The sequence below is a fragment of the Streptomyces sp. NPDC004838 genome, from assembly GCF_053600955.1.
The window spans coordinates 62,825-83,299 of record NZ_JBSGAW010000035.1 but is presented as its reverse complement, the minus strand read 5'-3'; the positions used below and the strand labels follow the sequence as shown (position 1 = coordinate 83,299).

The window sequence follows — 20,475 nt, the reverse complement described above, 5'->3', positions numbered from 1 at the left end:
GAAGTCGCCATTCGGAGCCTCGGCAGTGAAGTACCGCAGACGACGGTGCGACGGATGTGGTGTTTCACGTGAAACGGACGCCGGGCCGGTCGGAGAGCGCCGGTCGGTCAGAGGTGGAGCTTGAATCCGATGTGGGACGCCTCGAAGCCCAGCTTCTCGTAGAAACGGTGGGCGGCTGTGCGGGAGGCGTCCGAGGTCAGTTGCACCAGATCGCAGTTCCGGTGACGCGATTCCTCGATGGCCCATTCGATGAGCCGGGTGCCCAGACCGCTGCCGCGTTCATCGGCGTGGACACGTACGCCTTCGATGATCGCGCGGATGGCACCGCGCCGTGACAGTCCGGGAACGATCGTGAGCTGAAGGGTGCCGACGACCTTGTCTCCGCGGACAGCGACGGTCGGAAGCTGATTCGGGTCCGCCGTCAGCCGTTCGAAGGCCGCGGTGTACGGGGTGAGATCGTGGGGCGACTCACGACGGGCTCCCAGCGGATCGTCGGCGAGCAGGGCCACGATCGCCGGGATGTCGTCGGTCACTGCGGGCCGTATCTCCAGATCGCTCATGATCCGCAGGCTACGCAGAGATCCGTAGTTCCTCGACCGTCCGGACCAGGGGAGCGAGCGTGGGGTTCTTGGCGGCCTCGTCGAATGCCTCGCGGAGTGCGGCGTCGTGGGTGGGCCGTGCCTCGGCGAGCAGCGCCAGACCCGCTTCGGTCACATCGGTGTAGATCCCGCGGCGGTCGGTGTCGCACAGATAGCGGGTCAGCAGGGCACGGTCCTCCAGGCGCGTGACCAGCCGGGTCGTGGCGCTCTGGCTGAGAACGACGGCGTCGGCCACTTGCTTCATCTGGAGATGCCCGCCCGGGCCGTCGTGCTGGCGGCTGAGAACATCCAGGAGGGAGAACTCGCGCACACTCAGACCGTGCTTGGTCTCCAGGGCCCGCTCGACATGGGTCTCGATCTTTCCGTGGAGCAGGGAGAGGGCGGACCAGCTCTGGGAGAGGCCCGTGAGGGCGGGATCCGTCGCGGCCATCTGTCTTCCTCCTCCGTACCGTCTGCTCGATGACAGACGGCTGCACCCGGCTGCTCGATGACGGAGCGGCTTCTCCCAGGGTAGGCGACACGCGCAATATTCCGCGTCTGCAATTATCTCGGACAGTCGACAGTCTCGCCGCGCTCGGCCGGCCTCGAAGCCGACGAAAGCTCCTAGCCGGACGCGAGTGACAGCGGTGCGAAGCGGCGGGACCAGTCGCCCGGGAGGTCGTCCACGGCATAGGTCATCACCTCGTTGAAGGCGATCGTTCCGAGGCCGTGTTCCCTCGCCCAGCCCAGCAGTTCCTCATGGCGTGTGTCGATATCCGTCCGCAAGGCCCGGTCCGTGCCCAGGGCGAGTGAGGCGATCAGCGCCTTCGCCGTTCTGGTGTCCGCGGCGATCAGCGGGCCGACGACATGGGTGTCCAGGTTGGGCCAGGCCGCCGCGTACCCCGTCAGGACGCCGCCCTCCTCCGCCACCCGCAATTGGTCCGCGAAGGCGGGCAGCCGCGTGATCATGTGGGTGCGGTCCAGGCCGAAGACCTCGGTATCCAGACGGATGATCGCCGACAGGTCCTCCGCGGTCGCCGGGCGGGTGGGTACCTCGGCCGCGGCGGCGAGGGCCGCTTCACGGAGGCGACCCGTGATCATTTCGGCGCGGCCGACGGATCTGAAGCCCAACTGCTCGTAGAGTGGCTGCCCTTGTTCTGTGGCATACAGCGTCAGCGGTGTACTCCCGGCACCGTTCACCGCATGGCGCATCATCCGGAGGCCGACCCCCTGGCGGGCGTACCGAGCGGCGACGAGCATCATGCCGATCGCCGAGAGCCCTGGGCCGTACGAGGTGACCACGCAGCAGCTCACCAGTCCCTTGCCGGAGGGATCGTCGATGCCGTACGCCGTGCCCGCCGTGAGCAGCAAGCCCCACTTGTGCTCCTCCCGAGGCCATCCGCGGTCTTCGGAGAGATCGACGCAGGAGACGAGGTCGTCCATGGTGAGACGACGGACGGGCAGCTCGGAGAGAGGCGTTGACATGCGCTCAGACTGACTGGCCCAGTGATCGCTCGTCCACTGCTTTCCGGGAAGTGGCCTCGGTCCGCAGCCGTCGGCCACGGCGGGTCAGACCCCATGGCTTCAGCAGGGAGATCGCGGTCATGAAGAGATAGGCGGTGAAGGAGACGATCGGACCCATCACCAGATCACTGGGGTTGGGCAGCGAGGAGCCAGAGGACACCGCCTCGGCCGCGTGATCGACACCCGGCCGCAGCGCGAAGATCGAAGCTGTGACGGTGACCAGGGTGATACAGAACTTGGTGAGGACCCAGCGGTGCCGTGTCAGGCCCCATGAGGTGCCGAGTGCCAGCAGGAGCCCGCTGAGCAGAGTCATCAGCGCGAGAGGAAGCACCAGCCAGTCGGTGAACACCTTCATCGACCGTGTGGCGGCCTCGGTCATGGCGTCGGATTCCGTGGTGATCGCCGTGGTGGCCAGGGCGAGCAGCCCGAGTGTGAGCCCCAGCCACCCGGCGGCCGAGGAGACATGGACGACCAGGAATGCCCGGCGTACCGGGCGCTTGAGTGGTTTCACGTGAAACACCGTGCCGGTCGCACAGCGGGTACCGCGTCTGCCAGCGGGAGTATGCACCGCTACTCGCGTCGGCGTACAGCGGCACGACCCGAGGGAGCACAGCGTGACGGGAACGCTGAGAGCGGCCGCGCCGAACGGCTGAGATCGGCGATCAGCCCAGGTCGGGGGCGTGCATCGCCCGTACGCCCTCGATATTGCCGTCGAGGTAGTGACGCAGTGACAGGGGTACGAGATGGACGCCCGCGATCCCCATGCGGCTGAACGGCACCCGTACGATCTCGTACTCCCCGCAGGGCTCGTCGATCTCCGGGCCGTGCCGGCGCTCAGGATCCATGGACTCCAGCCGGCAGACGAAGAAGTGCTGCACCTTCACCCCTGTCACCCCGCCGTCCGCGATGTGTTCGACGGTGTCGACGAAGCAGGGCACGACATCGGTGATCTTGGCGCCCAGCTCCTCGTCCATCTCGCGGTGGAGCGCGTCGACGACGGTGGAGTCCTCCGGCTCGACCCCGCCGCCCGGCGTCAGCCAGTAGGGATGCATGCCGGGCTTGGTGCGCTTGATCAGGACGAGGTCGTCGCCGTCGAGCAGAATGGCGCGTGCGGTGCGCTTGACCACGGGACGTTCGGTCATGGCTAGAAAATGGCCCGCACGGCCCGTTCTGAAACTCCTGGAAGCCGCTCGTTCACCAGTCGACGGCAGCGCGCAGCAGCCACTCATGCGCCCGCGCGATATGCGGGAGGGCGAGCGTGCCAGTGCGTACGACGAGGAAATAAGTGCGCAGGGGAGGCACCGGAGGATCGAGCAAGGCCACCAGCCGACCGCCCTCAAGGGCTTCCTCGCACAGATAGCGCGGCAGTACGGCGAGCCCCGCGCCGGAGGCGGCGCTCTCCAGGACGGCTCGCAGGTCCGGGGCGATGACGGCGGCCGCGGCAGCGGGCCGGGATTCGAAGACGGCGGCCCAGTACCGCGAGACCAGCGGCAGGGACTCATGGACCTCCACCACGGGCAGTTGCTCCAGCACCACCTGGCCCCCGCGCAGCACATCGGGCCCCAGCCGTGCCGCCCAGCGCGGAGAGGCGACCAGAACGTGCTCTTCGTCGCAGAGCGGAGTCGCGGTGAGCAGCCCGCCGCGTGGCCGGGCCGTGGTGATGGCCAGATCATGGTGTCCGGCCGCCAGCCCCTCCAGTGTCTCCTCGGCGTTCCCGAAGGAAGCCCGCAGCGCCAGGCCCTGGGAGATCAGCGGGGTGAGGGCGGGCAGAGCGCGTACGGAGGTGAACTCGGGAAGGCCGGCGAGGTGCAGGGTCCGTACGCCCGTCTCGTCGTCCAGTCCGGTTTCGGCGATCTCCACCAGGGCGTCCAGATGGGGTGCGGCCCTGTGGGCGAGTTCGTCGCCGATGGTCGTGGGGGTGACGCCACGGGCCTGGCGTAAGAACAGGGGGCGGCCCAGCTGTCGTTCCAGAGTCCGTATCTGGCCGGTGACGGCGGGCTGGGAGAGCCCCAGCAGTGCGGCGGCGCGCGTGAAGGAGCCGGCCCGGTGCACGGTGACGAAGGTGCGCAGCAGGGCCAGATCCATGCCAGGGGCCTCCCGACCGACTTTGTCCGCGGACCGGACAACTATAAATAAGTCGATAGGTCGCTGTCGCTACTGTGATTGGACACTGACACAGAGTCAACTAGCCTTGTTCGCGTGGTTCTTTGGGGAGAGAACCGGGGTGGTCCGAGCCATGAGGGGGGAGGTTCGGGCCACCCGCAGCCGCCTACGGCTCATTCCGTTCGGCTGCGTCAAGTGCCCGTAGCACATCGGTGACCAGGTCGTTCGTGTCCTCGGCGCCCGCTGAGAGGCGGATGAAGCCTTCCGGTACCGCGTCCCCGCCCCAGCGACCCCGCCGTTCGGCCGATGACCGCAGCCCGCCGAAGCTCGTCGCGTCGTCCACGAGCCGTACGGCGTTCAGAAAGCGTTCCGCGTGGTCACGGTCGGGCAGCGTGAAGGAGATCACACCGCCGTACCGTCGCATCTGGCGGTCGGCCTGCGCGTGTGAGGGGTCCCCCGGCAGCCCCGGATAGCGCAGCCCCGCCACTTCCTTCCGTGCGCTCAGCGCCTTCGCGAGCGCCATGGCATTCGCGCACTGTCGTTCGATTCGCAGATGCAGGGTGCCCAGCGAACGGTGCGCGAGCCATGCCTCCATGGGCCCGGGAATCGCCCCGACGATCTTGCGCCATCTGCGGACATCCGCCGCAAGCCCGGCATCGCGGCAGGTCACATGGCCGAGCAGGAGATCGCCGTGGCCCGTCATCCCCTTGGTGTCGCTGGCCACCGAGAAGTCGGCCCCGAGCGCCAGGGGACGCTGCCCGAGCGGTGTCGCCAGGGTGTTGTCGACGGCGACCAGGGCACCCGCCGAATGCGCCGCGTCCGCCAGCCGCCGCACATCGCAGACATCGAGCACCGGGTTGCACGGGGTCTCGAGCCACAGCAGCCGCGCGCCCTCCAGCACGGACAGCTGAGCGTCGTCGGCCGTCGGGGCGGTACGGACCTCCACTCCGTACGCCTCGAGCTGCTCGCGCACCAGGGGCAGCGCCTGATAGCCGTCGCTGGGCAGCACCACGGCGTCCCCGGAGCGCAGCTGCGAGAAGAGCACGGCGGAGACCGCCGCCATCCCGGAGGCGAAGGCGACCGTCTCGACGGGCTCCCCGGGCGCCTCCAGCTCCCCGATGGCCCGTTCCAGACCGGTCCAGGTCGGGTTGGAGTCGCGCCCATAGGTGTACGGACCGGTCGGCTCCCCCGGCAGGTGGAAGTGGGCGGCGAAGACCGGTCCCGGCAGCGACGGCTCGTATGCCACCGGCTCGGGCAGGCCCGCCCGTACCGCTCTCGTACCGTCTCCCACGTGTGTGCCCATTCCCGTACCGCTCCTCGTGCTCGCGCTTCTCGGTGCCCCCCGTCCTGCCGGTGCCCCGTGCCGGGGACCTGTGCTCAGTCCCCGTCGGGCAGAGCCATGTTTACGGCCCATGAGACGACCGAGATGATGAGTCCGCCGATCACGGCCGTCCAGAAGCCCTCGACATGGAAGTCCAGGCCGAACTTGTCCGCGAGCCACGAGGTCAGCAGCAGCATCAGCGCGTTGATGACCAGGGTGATCAGCCCGAGCGTGACGATGAAGAGCGGCAGTGCTATCAGCTTCGCCAGGGGTTTGACGAACGTGTTGACCAGGCCGAAGAGGAGTGCGACCACCACCAGCGTCAGGGCTTTCCCGCCGGTGCCGTCCCCGGTCAGAGTGATGTCCGCGAGCAGCCAGACCGCCACGGCCAGAGCCGCTGCGTTCGCGATCGTCTTGACTACGAAATTCTTCATGTGTCTGATCGTGGCAGACGCGATCGGAACGAGGGCAGGGGCAGACGCACGATGAAGGCATTCCGGCTGGACGAGCTGGAGGCGGAACGCGCCTCGAACGACGGCGCATACCTCCAGTTCCTGCGTGAGCGGAACATGTCGGCCGGTCTCTACGCGCTCGACGCGGGTGCGCTGGATCCGCAGGAGCCCCATCTCCAGGACGAGATCTACTTCGTCGTCAGCGGTCGCGCCGCGATCACGGTGGGTACGGAGACGACGCATGTCGGCCGGGGCAGTGTGATCTATGTCCCAGCAGGGGCGCCGCACAAGTTCCACCACATCACCGAGGACCTGCGGGTCATGGTGGTGTTCTCTCCCCCTGAGAGCTGACGTCCGCCCCCGCGTGTCCCTAGGGGGCGGGTCAGGGGAGAGCAAGGGCTCGCGGGCCCCCGTTCACCACTCCTGTCCGCCTAGCATCGAGGGCAGGTACTCAGAGAATCGAGGTAGGCGCGATGGCTGTGCGAGAGATATTCGCCGGAATGCCCTGGTGGGTGAAGTGGGTCGCGGTGCCCGTCGTCGTGCTGGTGGTCTTCGGCGGGCTGATCGCGAACCTTGTCGGTTTTGTGATCGCTCTGCTCTTCAAGGCTCTGGTCCTCGTCGCACTCGTGGGCGGACTCGTTTTCGCCGTACGGAAGTTCATCGGCGCCTCGAAGTCGCGCGGAGACTGGTGACCACTGCCGCCGCGGGCGTTAACCCAGCCGGGGGAACCCCCGGCCAACTCGGGTCCGGCCGGTTGAGTGACCATTACAGTGGCATTCCGCTGCCGGGCTTCCGGATTCACCACCCCTTGTGAGCCCTCTTGTGACCTCTTGAGCGCCCCCTGGGAGAGACGTGGGAAACCTCTGAAGGCTGTGCGGCGGGCGTACGGGGACGGCCCCCGCGGACGGGCGAGTCGCCCGTCACCATGCCTGGGGGTGACCATTGACCGCATTGACGAACGCCGCAGCGACAGCCGCCGCAGCCGACAGAGCCGCGGCGACCAACGCGGCTGTCCCTACCCTGATCGGCTCGGTGCAACGGGCGCTCAGGCTGCTGGAGGCCGCGTCCTCCCATCCGGACGGGGCGCCCGCGAAGCAGCTCGCGCGTGAAGCCGGGATTCCGCTTCCCACGGCCTATCACCTGCTGCGCACTCTGACCCATGAGAACTATCTGCGCCGTGAGAAGGGCGTCTTCGTCGTGGGCGACGCCGTCGGGCGGCTGGCCCTTGGCGGGTCTGTGCAGAATCGTCGCACCAGGCTGGAGGAGTCGCTGGCGCACTGGCGTGACGTGCTCGGTGTCCCGGTCTACTTCGCGGTCTACCGCGAGGGCGAGATCGAACTGGTCGCCGTCTCGGACACGTCCTATGCGCCGGCCGTCGCCGAGTGGGCGGACTTCCGTGAGACCGGGCATGCCCACGCCATCGGCCAGTGTCTGCTGAGCCAGCTCGACGAGGCCGCCCGCCGTGACCATCTCGACCGCCACCCGGTGCGGCCGGTGACGCCCTACTCCGTAGGCGACCGGCGCACGCTGCTGGAGCGGCTCGCCTCCATCGAGCGCATGCAACCGGTCGTGGAGCGCCAGGAGTACGCGCTCGGCACGGTCTGCGCCGCCATCCCGATCACGGCCGGATCCACGGCCGCGGCGATGGCGATCTCCCTCCCTCTGCACCAGGAGGAGCGGTTGCTTCCGGCGATCGAGCAACTGCGCAAGGGCATAGGTGGAGTCCTCAGTTCCCTCGCGTTCTCTATCAGTATCTGAAAAATCACTCCTTGTAGTTCTCTGGTCGCTTAGAGCACGATTAAGGCAAGACGTTCAGGGGAATCCTTCCTGACCGTTTTATGCAGGCTTCTTCGAGCAGGCTTCATCCACTGCGGGGTACACGATGCACGAGTCGGTCCAGGCCGAAGTCCTGATGAGCTTCCTTGTCTCCGAGGAGCTCTCGTTTCGGATCCCGGTGGAACTCCGGTACGGGACGGAAGATCCGTACGCTGTGCGGATGACCTTCCACCTGCCCGGAGACGCGCCTGTGACCTGGGCCTTCAGCCGCGACCTCCTGCTGGACGGACTGGTCGGCCCGAGCGGGGACGGCGATGTGCACATCGCGCCGATGGGACCGGAGGAACTGTCCGACCTCGGCATCAGGCTCCAGGTCGGGGGCGACCGCGCGCTGTTCCAGGTGAGCGCGGCACCGGTCGTGGCCTTCCTCGACCGCACCGACCGCCTGGTGCCGATGGGGCAGGAGCGGGCCTTCGGTGACTTCGAAAGCTCGCTTGAGCAGGCGCTGAGGAGCATCCTGGCGGAGGAGAACGCGGGCTGAGGCGTACATACGCCTCAGCCGCTCGGCTACTTCTTCCTGCGGCGGCCCGAGCCACCCCGCCCCAAGAGCCCCGGGCCGCCCAGCCCCGCCGCCGTACCGCGCAGGGGCGCTCTGCTCCCCGGCGCCGGGCCGTCGGCCGCCGGCCGGTCGGCGGAGACCACCAGCGCCGCGAGCGCCGTGGTCACCGGCACCGAAGCGACCAGACCGATCGACCCGATGAGGGTCCGTACGATCTCCTCCGCCACCAGCTCGCTGTTGGCGACCGTCCCCACACTGCTCTGAGCGATGGTGAAGAGCAGCAGCAGGGGCAGCGCCGCACCCGCGTAGGCCAGTACGAGGGTGTTGACGACGGACGCGATGTGATCGCGGCCGATCCGGATACCGGCGCGATACAGCGCACGGGGGCCCATACCGGGATCCGCCTGGCGCAGTTCCCAGACGGCCGATGTCTGGGTGACCGTCACATCGTCCAGCACGCCGAGCGAACCGATGATCACACCTGCCAGCAGCAGGCCGCTCATGTCGATCTGGGGATACAGGCCATGGATCAGGCCCGTGTTGTCGTCGGTGTCGCCGGACAGGCTCGCCCAGCCGATGAACACCGAGCCCAGCAGCCCGATCAGCAGCAGCGAGATCAGTGTGCCGAGAACCGCGACCGAGGTGCGCGCGGTCAGCCCATGGCACGAGTAGAGCGCGATCAGCATGATGGCGCTCGACCCGACGATCGCGACGACCAGCGGATTGGAGCCTTCCAGGATCGCGGGCAGGATGAAGAGCGTCAGCACGGCGAACGAGGCGGCGAGCGCGATCAGCGCCATCAGCCCGCGCTTCCGCCCCACGAGCACCACGGCGATCGCGAAGATCCCCGCCAGCACCGCCAACGGAATCTTGCGGCCCACGTCGATCACCGAGTACTGGAGGTCGCGGGGGGCATCGGGGGCGAACGCCACGACCACGCCATCGCCCTTGTCCAACTTCCGCGACGCGTCCGGCGGGACGATCTCGGTGAAGGTACGGCCCTTGTCCCTGCCCGTGGTGACCTCGATCGTGGCCTTCTCGCACATGCCCTTCTGGGAGTTGACCGCCTCGCGCCCCTGGGGGGTGCTGGTGTCGCCGGTGGGCGGGACCTGGGCGGCGTTCACTTCCCCGCAGTCGACCGCGTCGACCCGCGTCACCGTCGCCTGCTCGGTCTGCCGGTCGAAGCCCACCCCTGTGCGCTCATGGCCGGGTGCTGAGCCGGGCCACAGCACCAGCAGGCCCACGACGACCGCGCCGGCGAACGGGATCAGCACCGCGGCGATGACCTTGCGCAGATGCAGGGAGACGGGTGCCGCGGGACCGTGGCTGTGCGCGTGGCCGTGCCCATGGCCGGGCGGCTCGGGGGACCGTCGCGGCTGTGGGGGCTGCGACGGGTCGTGCGGCTGCTGAGGGGCGAGCGGCGAAGAGGTCACCGACCGATCATCGCAAGAACGGGCGGGGGGCCTCTGTTCAGCACGCCAGAAATGACGCTAGCGTTGGTGGCACCTTTGCACACGCGGGAGCTCGGAGCACCGGGCTGAGAGGGCGCTGACCTCCGCATACCCGTCTGGCCAACGGCCAGTACGGCGTCTGCGGAAACCGCTGCGTCGACCGCCGAACCTGTTACCGGGTAATGCCGGCGTAGGGAGTAGGTCTCCATGACCGTTCAGGATGCACGCACGCCTGCCGCTGGGCAGAACGCAGATCAGGACACTGGCCGGAACGCGGGTCAGAACTCGTCGGGTCAGAACTCGTCGGGTCAGAACCCGTCGGGTCGGAAAACGGGCCGGAACAGCGATCGCGACGCGGTACGGGCTGCCGAGCCCGGCGAGCGCGAACCGGGTTGGCACAAGGGATTCATCGAGGGCTCCCGCCCCGACATCCAGGTGCCGGTCCGTCAGGTGCACCTCACCGATGGGACGGATGTGACGCTGTACGACACATCCGGCCCCTACACCGATCCCACCGTCACAACGGACGTACGCGCCGGCCTGCCGCCGCTGCGGGAGAACTGGATCACCGGCCGCGGTGACACCGAGGAGTACGCGGGCCGCCCGGTCCGCCCCGAGGACGACGGGGTCAGGCACACCTCGCCCCGAGGCGGGCTCAGAAACCTCGACGCGGTCTTCCCGGGCCGTCCGCGCCGGCCCCGCCGGGGTCGGCCGGGGCAGGCGGTGACCCAGCTCGCATACGCCCGCCGGGGCGAGATCACCCCGGAGATGGAGTACGTGGCGATCCGTGAGAGCGTCTCCCCCGAGGTGGTACGGGAGGAGATCGCCGCAGGCCGCGCGGTGCTCCCGGCCAATGTCAACCACCCGGAGATCGAGCCGATGATCATCGGCAAGCGGTTCCTGGTGAAGGTCAACGCCAACATCGGCAACTCCGCCGTCACCTCCTCCATCGAGGAGGAGGTCGAGAAGATGACCTGGGCGACGCGCTGGGGCGCGGACACGGTCATGGACCTCTCCACAGGCCGCAACATCCACACCACCCGTGAGTGGGTGCTCCGCAACTCCCCCGTGCCGATCGGTACCGTCCCGCTCTACCAGGCCCTGGAGAAAGTCGACGGCAGGGCCGAGGAGCTGAGCTGGGAGATCTACAAGGACACGGTGGTCGAACAGGCCGAGCAGGGCGTCGACTACATGACGGTCCACGCCGGTGTGCTGCTGCGGTACGTCCCGCTGACGGCCCGCCGCAAGACCGGCATCGTCTCGCGCGGCGGCTCCATCATGGCGGCCTGGTGTCTGGCCCACCACAAGGAATCGTTCCTGTACGAGAACTTCGAGGAGCTGTGCGAGATTCTCGCCGCGTACGACGTCACGTACTCCCTCGGGGACGGTCTGCGGCCCGGATCGATCGCGGACGCCAACGACGAAGCGCAGTTCGCGGAGTTGAGGACGCTCGGGGAACTCAACCGGATCGCCAAGCGTTTCCAGGTACAGACGATGATCGAGGGCCCCGGCCACGTCCCGATGCACAAGATCAAGGAGAACATCGACCTTCAGCAGGAGATCTGCGAGGAGGCCCCCTTCTACACGCTCGGCCCGCTCACGACCGATGTGGCCCCCGGCTATGACCACATCACCTCGGGCATCGGGGCGGCGATGATCGCCTGGTGGGGCACGGCCATGCTCTGCTACGTCACCCCGAAGGAGCATCTCGGTCTGCCGAACCGGGACGATGTGAAGACCGGCGTCATCACCTACAAGATCGCCGCGCATGCGGCCGATCTCGCCAAGGGGCACCCGACCGCCCAGGAATGGGACGACGCGCTCTCCGACGCGCGCTTCGAGTTCCGGTGGGAGGACCAGTTCAATCTGGCCCTCGATCCGGACACGGCACGGGAGTTCCACGACGAGACGCTGCCGGCGGAGCCCGCCAAGACCGCGCACTTCTGCTCGATGTGCGGTCCGAAGTTCTGCTCCATGAAGATCAGCCGAAGCATCGCCGAGCAGTTCGGAGCCGATGCCTCCGCCGACGGCTCGACGGATGAGGAGATCGCCGAGGGCATGCTCCAGAAGTCCAAGGAGTTCGCGGCGAGCGGCAACCGCGTCTATCTGCCGCTCGCGGACCGGTCCACCGACTGACCGTCCGCAGGACCGCCCGACCCACCACCTACCACCCGCCACCCTCCGACCGACGGGGGTGAACAGGCCGCCCGCGCGTGAGCGGTGGGAACCTTCGCACTGGTTTCCGCCGCTCTCGGCAGCCGGTGGGCGCACGGCAGCGGCATCCACGCCGACCTCGGCAGCCGCGGAAACACGGGCAGCGGCCGCCGGAGGACGGCCGGCCACCCGGAGCGGCCTCGACAGCCGTCGTGGCGGCACCGCCCGGAGGTCACTCCGGCTGGTGCTCGGGGCCGCCGAAGTCCGGGCTGGTGAAATCCGGGCTGGTGAAGGTGGGCCGCTGTCCGGCCGTCGAGCCCTCGCTCGGACTGGAGTAGTCCGGTCCGCTGTACCCCACCTTGGGGATACGGCTCACAGGGCGTGGCGGTGTGGTGGAGGCCGGATCCGCGCTCGGATCGGACAGGGCGGCCCGGAGGAACGGCAGGATGCCGCGCTCCAGCAGAGCGTGCCGCCAGGCGTCCTTGGCACGTGCCACCTCGTCGGGAAGCTCGCCCGCCGTCTCCTCGGCCGGAACCTGGGTCGGATCGTTGCGCAGGGCGGTGAGCAGCAGCCCGACGGCGGCGACCAGGATGGCTGCTGCCGTGAGCGCCCCGAAGAACCAGCCCGCCGAGACCAGCGTCGTCGCGAAGGAGGGCGTGGGTTCGAGCATTTTCAATAGGTAGCCGACGAGCAGGAAGATCACCGCCGCTGTTCCGGCGAGCACCGGGGCGAGGACGGTGATGACGGCGGCGAACCCGGCGCCGTTCCCGTCCGGCTCGCCTGCCGCGGGGACCTGTGCGGAGTTCTGCCCGTCCGCCTGGGCCGCGGGCGCACGGGCCTCCTCGCGTATTTTCCGGTAGTGCTCGTACTCGGCGGCCGCGGCGGTGCTGATGAGCGCCGTCGCGTTCAGGGCCATGGTGCGGAGCTGTGTCGCGTTCAGTCGCCGGCCGATGGCGTCGAGATCCGGTCTTTCATGGGCGTTGCTCAGCGCGTCGTCGAGGACACGCTCGAACTCGGCACGGTCCTCGGCCAGCAGGTGCGGAGCGCTGTTCATGTGCATCCCCCGATGCTCCGCAGAGCCCGCATCGCCCGTCTGGGACGGGTTGGTTGGGCGCAAGCGGAGGAGAGCCTGCTACGGATAACCCGATGGTAGAGCCGTTACGGCACGGGGTGACAGGGGGTTTCGATAAATCGCAGGTCCGGCTTGTGTCATCCGGGGAGCGGAAGTTGGACGACTAGGAGCTTTCCGGCCATGGTCACGCCGCCGTCCATGGCGATGGCGAGCCCGTCCGCGTACACGTGCGGGCCCTCGACGACCGGGCGCTCCCCGTCCTCGCCGTCCTCCGTGCCGACTTCGCCGAGGAGATACGGAATGGGGCTGTGGCCGTGCACGGCGCGGCTGCCGCCATAGGCGGAGAGCAGTTCGCGCACGGCCCGGGGGCCCGCTTCGTCGCGGAAGGCGAAGCGTTTGGTGAGCTTGCGGAACAGGTCCCAGCACTCTTCGGCGTCGTTGCGGGTCAGGATCTCCTGGACGGTCTCGTTGACGTCCTCGATGGTGGAGCCGTATTCGAGGTACGCCGTGGTGTCGGAGTGCATCAGCAGATGCTCGTCCTCCTCGGCCAGGGCGTCGAGGCGGGACATCCACTGGAGGTGGACGTCCTGGAGCCGGTCCATATCGGCCTTCTGGCCGCCGTTGAGGAGCCAGGCGGCCTGGAACGTGGCGGTCCCGGCACCGGAGTTGACGGGGGTGTCCCCGAAGCGTTTGGCGCCCAGCAGGAGCAGTTCGTGGTTGCCCATCAGGGCCTTGCAGTAGCCGCCGGCGGCGGCGGCCTCGGCGGAGAGCCGCATCACCAGGTCGATGACGCCGATGCCGTCGGGGCCCCGGTCGGTGAAGTCGCCGAGGAACCAGAGGCGGGCGTGGCCGGCCGTCCAGTTGCCGTCGGCGTCGATGAGGCCCTGCTCGGCGAGGGCCGCGAGCAGTTCGTCCAGATAGCCGTGGACGTCGCCGACGACATAGAGCGGGCCGAGGCCGTCCGGCACCGGGGACTCGTCCGGGTCGACCCGCACCTGGACGGTGTCACCGGGGCCGCCCCGCCGGATCACCGGGAGATCGCGCTCGGTGGGGGTGTACCCCTCGGGGATCTCGCCCTCCGGGAAGGCGTTGCCGGGGTGGTCGGAGCGGCCGAGCGGCATGGGAGGGGGCGGCGGTGCGCCGTGGGGTTCGTACGCGGCCCGCCCCACGGGCGCGGGCGTCTCACCACCTACGGGTACGGATGCTTGTGCCGGTGACCCCGTCGGCGCGGGTTGTCCCGTGGGCGCCTCTTCCGCCTGTACGGGGGCGGGCGCGGGGGCCGGGGCAAGACCCTGCCGGCGGTGCTGCCCCTGGGGCATGTCGTGCTGAGGAGGCACGGGCGACTGCGGTGACCGGTGTGCCGGGGGCGGGGACTGGGGCGGCTGCCCGGACTGATGGTCCAGCGGATCCCGCGAAGCGCCGGGCGCTTCCGGCTCCACGGGCATCTGCGCGTACGGCGGAACGCGGAAATCGCGCAATGTCGCCGTCCGCACCACGGGTCCCTGACCGGCCCCCTGAGTCATCGACCCCTCCACCACCGTCGCGCCGCCGTTCACCTCTCGGCCCAGCCTGGTCGGGGTGGTCCGCGGTGTCGTGCGCCCATCATAGGAATGAGGTCCGCGCTGTGTGACGCACCAGGGGCGATGAATCCATCAGCACCCCTGACGCGTCGTCCGTTTCACCCGTTTTGGGAAATTCTAATCCTGGGACGGGGAGCGCGGCGCGCTCACAGTCGTCCGCGGGGAGCGGCGCTGCGAGGACGTCCGGACGATCAGCTCGGTCGGTATCACCTGCTCGACCGGCCGGTCCTCGTCCACTCCCTCGATGGCGTCGATGAGGAGCTGGACGACCGCCGTGCCGATCCTGCGCGGCTTGAGCGAGAGCGTCGTGATGGGCGGTTCGGTGGTGGCGTACACCGTCGACTCGCTGCAGCACACCAGCAGAAGGTCCTCGGGGACCCTCAGACCGTACCGCCGGGCGGCGGCGAGCAGATCGGTGCCGTTGGGGTCGAAGAGTCCGTAGACGGCGTCCGGGCGGTCCGGGCGGGCGAGGAGGCGGTCGGCGGCGACGGCTCCGGCGCACGGGTCGTGGGCGGGGTAGGACTCGTAGACCGGATCCTGGCCCACGCGCTCGCACCAGCTGAGATACGCGGTCGTGGACAGACGGGTGTAGGTGTCGGTGGTGGTACCGGTGAGCAGCCCGATTCTGCGGGCGCCGGCGTCGGCGAGATGGTCGAGCAGATCGAGTACGGCGGCTTCGTGGTCGTTGTCGACCCAGGCGGTGACCGGGAGAGTCCCGGCCGGGCGTCCGTCGGAGACGACGGGCAGCCCCTGTCTGACGAGTTCGGTGACGACCGGGTCATGGTCGGATGGATCGATGACGACCGTGCCGTCGAGTGCGACATTCGACCAGACGTCATGGCGTGAGGTCGCGGGGAGGATCACCAGGGCGTACCCGCGGGCGAGCGCCGCGGAGGTCGCGGCTCGCGCCATTTCGGCGAAGTACGCGAACTCCGTGAAGGTGAAAGGTTCATCCCCGTATGTCGTCACCGTCAGGCCGATGAGTCCCGACTTGCCGGTACGGAGTGTGCGGGCCGCGGCGGACGGGCGGTAGCCCAGCCGGTCGGCGACCTCGCGGACGTGTCTGCGAGTGGCGTCCGGGAGCCGGCCCTTCCCGTTGAGCGCGTCCGAGACAGTCGTGATGGAGACACCGGCTGCGGCGGCGACATCTCGAATGCCTGCCCGACTCTGCCGGCTGCCTCGGCGGGATGTGTCCGTCCGGCTCACCTGGTGCTTCCCTGCTGCTGTCATGGCGAGCCGATATTAGGGCTCACGTGGGCGGTTGGGCCGGTCGCATATGCACTCGTTGACAGGCACGATTCTGCATGATCATAAGGCATTAACTGCCTTGGAAAATAAGGGACTTGATAAGACAGCCTGCGGGCTCCGGGGTCTCTGGCCGCATAGACCTGTCGAGGGGGCGATGTTTCGAAGAGGTCTCAACTCACCTCTACGGGGGATGCGCACCACGGAGCGAGGCACCGGCGTGCGCCGAAGAGCTGAGCGCTCCCCCCTGTCTCGGGCCGTCCCGAGCGGGCTGCCGCCCCTTCCGGACGCCGTTGAGGGGCCTGCCGGGAAGCGGCCTCGGGGCCCCTGGCCCGACGGGTGAAGAGAGAGGCCCGTCGCCGGACGGGTGACCGAGCCCCTCCCGTGCGCCGGCCCGGTCGTCGGCTGTGCCGCTCTCATGCGCCGGCCCGGTCGTCGGCCGTGCCGCTTCCGTGCCGTCGTGCCGTGGCCACCGCCTGTGAGCCGCGTCCCGTTCCCGGCCGTACGCAAGAAACGGGAATCCTCATAAGGTGAGCAGTATTGGTTTCTGCGGTGTTGGTTCACAGACGTACGGACGGTCAGGAGGACCTGCGGTGAGCGAGACGAGCCCCAAGCTGCGCGCCGAGCTGGACGGCATCCCCACCTACAAGCCCGGCAAGCCCGCGGCCGCCGGCGGCCCCGCCGCTTACAAGCTGTCGTCGAACGAGAACCCCTATCCGCCGCTGCCGGGTGTGATGGAGACCGTGACGGCGGCCGCGCAGGGGTTCAACCGCTACCCGGACATGGCTTGTACCGGTCTGATGAATGAGCTGGCGGATCGTTTCGGTGTGCCGGTTTCGCATCTGGCCACCGGTACGGGGTCCGTAGGCGTGGCGCAGCAGTTGCTGCAGTCCACCTCGGGCCCGGGGGACGAGGTCATCTACGCCTGGCGGTCCTTCGAGGCGTATCCGATCATCACCCAGGTCAGCGGCGCGACATCGGTCCAGGTGCCGCTGACCTCCGGTGAGGTGCACGATCTGGACGCGATGGCCGGTGCGATCACCGACCGGACCCGGCTGATCTTCGTGTGCAACCCCAACAACCCGACCGGCACGGTGGTACGCCGGGCCGAGCTGGAGCGGTTCCTCGACCGGGTGCCGTCGGATGTCCTGGTGGTGCTGGACGAGGCGTACCGCGAGTTCATCCGGGACGCCGAGGTGCCGGACGGCGTGGAGATCTACCGTGATCGCCCGAATGTGGCGGTGCTGCGCACCTTCTCCAAGGCGTACGGTCTCGCGGGCCTGCGGGTCGGTTTCGCGATCGCCCATGAGGCGGTGGCCGCGGCGCTGCGCAAGACCGCGGTGCCCTTCGGTGTGACGCAGCTCGCGCAGGACGCGGCGGTCGCCTCGCTGCGGGCCGAGGACGAGCTGCTGGGGCGGGTCGGCTCGCTGGTCTGCGAGCGGGCGCGGGTGTACGAGGCCCTGGTCGAGCAGGGCTGGACCGTGCCGGAGACGCAGGCGAACTTTGTCTGGCTGCGGCTCGGGCAGCGTACGGCCGACTTCGCGGCCGCCTGTGAGCGGGCCGGGGTCGTGGTGCGGCCGTTCGCGGGCGAGGGGGTGCGGGTCACCATCGGGGAGGCCGAGGCCAACGATCTGCTCCTGCACACGGCCGAGGCGTTCCGCAAGGAGCTGTAGCCGCCCGCGGGGGCTGTAGCGGCGGCGCGTTTCCCGTGACGGTCGCGTCTACGGGTGTTCCCGTGGCGGTCGCGGCCGTGTCGTCACTGTCGGCGTCGGTGCTGCCGTAGCCGTAGCCGTAGCCGTGGCGATCACGTCAGAAGTCCCGGCCCGGATCCTGGTGCGGATCCGGGCCGGAGGCATGTCCGGGCCCGGCCGTGGCCGCTCGGATCGCCCTGGGAGGCGGGTCGCCCTCTACTGGGATTCGTTTGTTACGTCAAGAGGTACCCCCCGGTCACCAGTGCGGATTTCGTATGAGACATAATGCTTGTGAATGTGAACGCGTTCACAAGCGTGTCCTGGTTCCTCCCGTGTTAGCCAGGACAAGTCAGGCAAACTGCCGCTCGACCTCGTCGATGTAAGGAGATGACGACGTGGACTTGGCTCTGGCGCCGGAGACTTTGGCGCGATGGCAGTTCGGCATCACCACCGTCTACCACTTCCTCTTCGTCCCTCTGACGATCTCTCTCGCCGCACTCACGGCGGGCCTTCAGACCGCATGGGTCCGGACGGAGAAGGAGAAGTACCTCAAGGCGACGAAGTTCTGGGGCAAGCTGTTCCTGATCAACATCGCGATGGGTGTCGTCACCGGCATCGTGCAGGAGTTCCAGTTCGGCATGAACTGGTCCGACTACTCCCGCTTCGTCGGTGACATCTTCGGCGCCCCGCTCGCCTTCGAAGCTCTGATCGCGTTCTTCTTCGAGTCCACCTTCATCGGGCTGTGGATCTTCGGATGGGACAAGCTGCCGAAGAAGATCCATCTGGCCTGTATCTGGATGGTCTCGATCGGCACGGTCTTCTCCGCGTACTTCATCCTGGCCGCCAACTCCTGGATGCAGCACCCGGTCGGCTACCGCATCAACGAGGAGCGGGGACGGGCCGAGCTGACCGACTTCTGGCGGGTGATGACCCAGGACACCGCGCTCGCGCAGTTCTTCCACACCATCACCGCCGCCTTCCTCGTCGGTGGCGCGTTCCTGGTCGGCATCGCCGCGTACCACCTGGCGCGCAAGAAGCACATCCCGGAGATGCGCACCTCGCTGCGGCTGGGACTGGTCACCTTGATCACGGCCGGTCTCCTCACCGCCGTCAGCGGCGATGTGCTCGGCAAGGTCATGTACCGACAGCAGCCGATGAAGATGGCCGCGGCCGAGGCCCTGTGGGACGGCGAGGCGCCGGCGCCCTTCTCGGTCTTCGCCTACGGAGACGTCGACAAGGGGCACAACAAGGTCGCCATCGAGATTCCGGGACTGCTGTCCTTCCTGGCCAAGGGTGACTTCGAGTCGCACGTTCCCGGCATCAACGACGTCAACAAGGCCGAGCAGGCGAAGTACGGGCCCGGTGACTACCGGCCCAATATCGCCGTCGCGTACTGGGGCTTCCGCTGGATGATCGGCTTCGGCATGGCGTCCTTCGGTATCGGACTGCTCGGTCTCTGGCTCACCCGCAAGAGGTTCCTGCTGCCGACCGCGCTGCGCACGGGTGAGGACGAGGTACCGAATCTGGTGCTCTTCCGCAAGAAGGCGCTGGGCCCGCGCTTCAGCCGCTGGTACTGGATCACCGCCCTCTGGACCATGACCTTCCCGCTGATCGCCACCTCCTGGGGCTGGATCTTCACGGAGATGGGACGTCAGCCCTGGGTGGTGTACGGAGTGCTCCGCACCCGGGACGCGGTCTCCCCCGGAGTCTCACAGGGCGAGGTCCTCACCTCGATGATCGTCTTCACCCTGCTCTACGCGGTGCTCGCCGTGATCGAGGTCAAGCTGCTGGTGAAGTACGTCAAGGCAGGTCCGCCCGAGCTGACGGAGGCCGATCTCCATCCGCCCACCAAGATCGGCGGCGACGACCGCGACGACGCCGACCGGCCTATGGCCTTCTCCTACTGAGGCACTGAGGAGCTGCTGAGGCATGGAACTCCACGACGTCTGGTTCGTACTCATCGCCGTCCTGTGGATCGGCTACTTCTTCCTCGAAGGGTTCGACTTCGGGGTCGGCGTCCTGACCAAACTGCTCGCCCGCAACCGCAAGGAACGGCGGGTGCTGATCAATGCGATCGGCCCCGTCTGGGACGCCAACGAGGTCTGGCTGCTCTCCGCGGGCGGCGCGACCTTCGCCGCCTTCCCGGACTGGTACGCCACGCTGTTCTCGGGCTTCTATCTGCCCTTGCTGATCATCCTGTTCTGTCTGATCGTGCGGGGCGTGTCCTTCGAGTACCGGCACAAGCGGGAGGAGGAGCGCTGGCAGACCAACTGGGAGCACGCGATCTTCTGGTCCTCGCTGATTCCGGCCTTCCTCTGGGGTGTGGCCTTCGGCAACATCGTGCGCGGGGTGAAGATCGACGCCAACAAGGAGTACGTCGGCAACTTCTTCGATCTGCTCAACGTGTACTCGATCCTCGGCGGGCTCGTCACGCTGGTGCTCTTCACCTTCCACGGCTCGATCTTCATCGCGCTGAAGACGGTGGGTGACATCCGCGTCCGGGCCCGTGCCCTGGCGACCAAGCTGGGGGTCCTCACGGCCGTGCTCGCGCTCGGCTTCCTGATCTGGACCCAGGCCGCCCACGGCGGCGGCTCCAGCCTGATCGCGATGATCATCGCGGTGGCGGCTCTGGTGGCCGCGATCGGCACGAATCTGGCCGGGCGCGAAGGATGGTCGTTCGGCTTCTCGGGTGTGACCATCGTGGCCGCGGTCGCGATGCTGTTCCTGACGCTGTTCCCGAACGTCATGCCCTCGTCGCTCAACGACGCGTGGAGCCTCACGGTCACCAACGCCTCGTCGACTCCGTACACCCTGAAGATCATGACCTGGTGTGCCGGTATCGCCATGCCGGTGGTGCTGCTCTACCAGGGCTGGACGTACTGGGTGTTCCGTAAGCGCATCGGCACGCAGCACATCGCCGATGCCCACTAGAGCTGTGACCGGCAACGTTCGCCGGCAAGGCGATCCGG

At 68.2% G+C, this 20,475-nt stretch carries 20 protein-coding genes; 8 read left to right on the top strand and 12 right to left on the bottom strand.

The annotated features are described in order from the left end of the window. Positions 1-107 precede the first annotated feature (107 nt). The 8 genes from ACWEFL_RS31245 to ACWEFL_RS31210 form a co-directional block, all read right to left on the bottom strand. A complete protein-coding gene (locus ACWEFL_RS31245) occupies positions 108-560 on the bottom strand; it encodes an N-acetyltransferase family protein (RefSeq protein WP_451719052.1) in 453 nt (150 codons plus the stop codon). A gap of 10 nt (positions 561-570) precedes the next feature. Further along, the gene (locus tag ACWEFL_RS31240; RefSeq protein ID WP_451719050.1) at positions 571-1,029 is read right to left on the bottom strand and encodes a MarR family winged helix-turn-helix transcriptional regulator; all 459 of its coding nucleotides are present in this window, start codon (positions 1,027-1,029) and stop codon (positions 571-573) included. A 173-nt stretch (positions 1,030-1,202) separates the two neighbouring features. Then, positions 1,203-2,063: a GNAT family N-acetyltransferase gene (locus tag ACWEFL_RS31235; RefSeq protein ID WP_451719047.1), complete on the bottom strand. Its 861-nt coding sequence runs from the start codon at positions 2,061-2,063 to the stop codon at positions 1,203-1,205. Between the two features lie 4 nt (positions 2,064-2,067). After that, positions 2,068-2,613 carry a DUF2269 domain-containing protein gene (locus tag ACWEFL_RS31230; RefSeq protein ID WP_451719044.1) on the bottom strand — a complete coding sequence of 182 codons (546 nt, stop codon included), beginning with the start codon at positions 2,611-2,613 and terminating at the stop codon, positions 2,068-2,070. 151 nt (positions 2,614-2,764) lie between these two features. Beyond that, complete coding sequence (locus tag ACWEFL_RS31225; protein WP_451719041.1) at positions 2,765-3,244, bottom strand: NUDIX domain-containing protein; 480 nt, start codon at positions 3,242-3,244, stop codon at positions 2,765-2,767. Positions 3,245-3,296: 52 nt separating this feature from the next. Continuing rightward, positions 3,297-4,187 (bottom strand): LysR family transcriptional regulator, encoded by an 891-nt coding sequence (locus ACWEFL_RS31220; protein ID WP_451719038.1) that lies wholly within the window; start codon positions 4,185-4,187, stop codon positions 3,297-3,299. A 184-nt stretch (positions 4,188-4,371) separates the two neighbouring features. Then, positions 4,372-5,508: a cystathionine gamma-lyase gene (locus ACWEFL_RS31215; RefSeq protein ID WP_451719035.1), complete on the bottom strand. Its 1,137-nt coding sequence runs from the start codon at positions 5,506-5,508 to the stop codon at positions 4,372-4,374. Positions 5,509-5,582: 74 nt separating this feature from the next. Further along, the gene (locus ACWEFL_RS31210) at positions 5,583-5,960 is read right to left on the bottom strand and encodes a phage holin family protein (RefSeq protein ID WP_451719033.1); all 378 of its coding nucleotides are present in this window, start codon (positions 5,958-5,960) and stop codon (positions 5,583-5,585) included. A 51-nt stretch (positions 5,961-6,011) separates the two neighbouring features. Between ACWEFL_RS31210 and ACWEFL_RS31205 the strand changes: the two genes are divergently transcribed. The 4 genes from ACWEFL_RS31205 to ACWEFL_RS31190 all read left to right on the top strand — a co-directional run bounded on the left by ACWEFL_RS31205 (position 6,012) and on the right by ACWEFL_RS31190 (position 8,295). Next, on the top strand, positions 6,012-6,329 hold the full coding sequence (locus ACWEFL_RS31205) for a cupin domain-containing protein (protein WP_451719031.1): 318 nt from the start codon (positions 6,012-6,014) through the stop codon (positions 6,327-6,329). Positions 6,330-6,457: 128 nt separating this feature from the next. After that, entirely contained in the window at positions 6,458-6,670 is a 213-nt protein-coding gene (locus ACWEFL_RS31200; protein WP_451719086.1) for a DUF5326 family protein, read from the top strand. Positions 6,671-6,998: 328 nt separating this feature from the next. Beyond that, positions 6,999-7,736, top strand: a complete 738-nt coding sequence (locus ACWEFL_RS31195) for an IclR family transcriptional regulator (protein WP_451719083.1) — start codon at positions 6,999-7,001, stop codon at positions 7,734-7,736. A gap of 124 nt (positions 7,737-7,860) precedes the next feature. Further along, positions 7,861-8,295 (top strand): SsgA family sporulation/cell division regulator, encoded by a 435-nt coding sequence (locus ACWEFL_RS31190; RefSeq protein WP_451719028.1) that lies wholly within the window; start codon positions 7,861-7,863, stop codon positions 8,293-8,295. A gap of 26 nt (positions 8,296-8,321) precedes the next feature. On the opposite strand, the gene ACWEFL_RS31185 is transcribed toward ACWEFL_RS31190, so the two are convergent. After that, positions 8,322-9,746: a YibE/F family protein gene (locus tag ACWEFL_RS31185; RefSeq protein WP_451719025.1), complete on the bottom strand. Its 1,425-nt coding sequence runs from the start codon at positions 9,744-9,746 to the stop codon at positions 8,322-8,324. Between the two features lie 225 nt (positions 9,747-9,971). On the opposite strand from ACWEFL_RS31185, the gene thiC reads away from it, so the two are divergent. Then, on the top strand, positions 9,972-11,900 hold the full coding sequence (gene thiC, locus ACWEFL_RS31180; RefSeq protein ID WP_451719023.1) for a phosphomethylpyrimidine synthase ThiC: 1,929 nt from the start codon (positions 9,972-9,974) through the stop codon (positions 11,898-11,900). 250 nt (positions 11,901-12,150) lie between these two features. Here thiC and ACWEFL_RS31175 read toward each other — a convergent pair whose 3' ends face one another. The 3 genes from ACWEFL_RS31175 to ACWEFL_RS31165 all read right to left on the bottom strand — a co-directional run bounded on the left by ACWEFL_RS31175 (position 12,151) and on the right by ACWEFL_RS31165 (position 15,800). After that, entirely contained in the window at positions 12,151-12,978 is an 828-nt protein-coding gene (locus ACWEFL_RS31175) for a hypothetical protein (protein ID WP_451719020.1), read from the bottom strand. Positions 12,979-13,127: 149 nt separating this feature from the next. Then, positions 13,128-14,528: a metallophosphoesterase gene (locus ACWEFL_RS31170; protein WP_451719080.1), complete on the bottom strand. Its 1,401-nt coding sequence runs from the start codon at positions 14,526-14,528 to the stop codon at positions 13,128-13,130. A 159-nt stretch (positions 14,529-14,687) separates the two neighbouring features. Continuing rightward, a complete protein-coding gene (locus ACWEFL_RS31165) occupies positions 14,688-15,800 on the bottom strand; it encodes a LacI family DNA-binding transcriptional regulator (protein ID WP_451719017.1) in 1,113 nt (370 codons plus the stop codon). Between the two features lie 608 nt (positions 15,801-16,408). On the opposite strand from ACWEFL_RS31165, the gene hisC reads away from it, so the two are divergent. From hisC to cydB, 3 genes are all read left to right on the top strand, one after another. Beyond that, positions 16,409-17,488: a histidinol-phosphate transaminase gene (gene hisC / locus ACWEFL_RS31160; RefSeq protein ID WP_451719015.1), complete on the top strand. Its 1,080-nt coding sequence runs from the start codon at positions 16,409-16,411 to the stop codon at positions 17,486-17,488. Positions 17,489-17,901: 413 nt separating this feature from the next. Then, a complete protein-coding gene (locus tag ACWEFL_RS31155) occupies positions 17,902-19,413 on the top strand; it encodes a cytochrome ubiquinol oxidase subunit I (RefSeq protein ID WP_451719012.1) in 1,512 nt (503 codons plus the stop codon). Positions 19,414-19,435: 22 nt separating this feature from the next. Beyond that, positions 19,436-20,437 carry a cytochrome d ubiquinol oxidase subunit II gene (cydB, locus tag ACWEFL_RS31150; RefSeq protein WP_451719010.1) on the top strand — a complete coding sequence of 334 codons (1,002 nt, stop codon included), beginning with the start codon at positions 19,436-19,438 and terminating at the stop codon, positions 20,435-20,437. Positions 20,438-20,475: the final 38 nt, after the last annotated feature.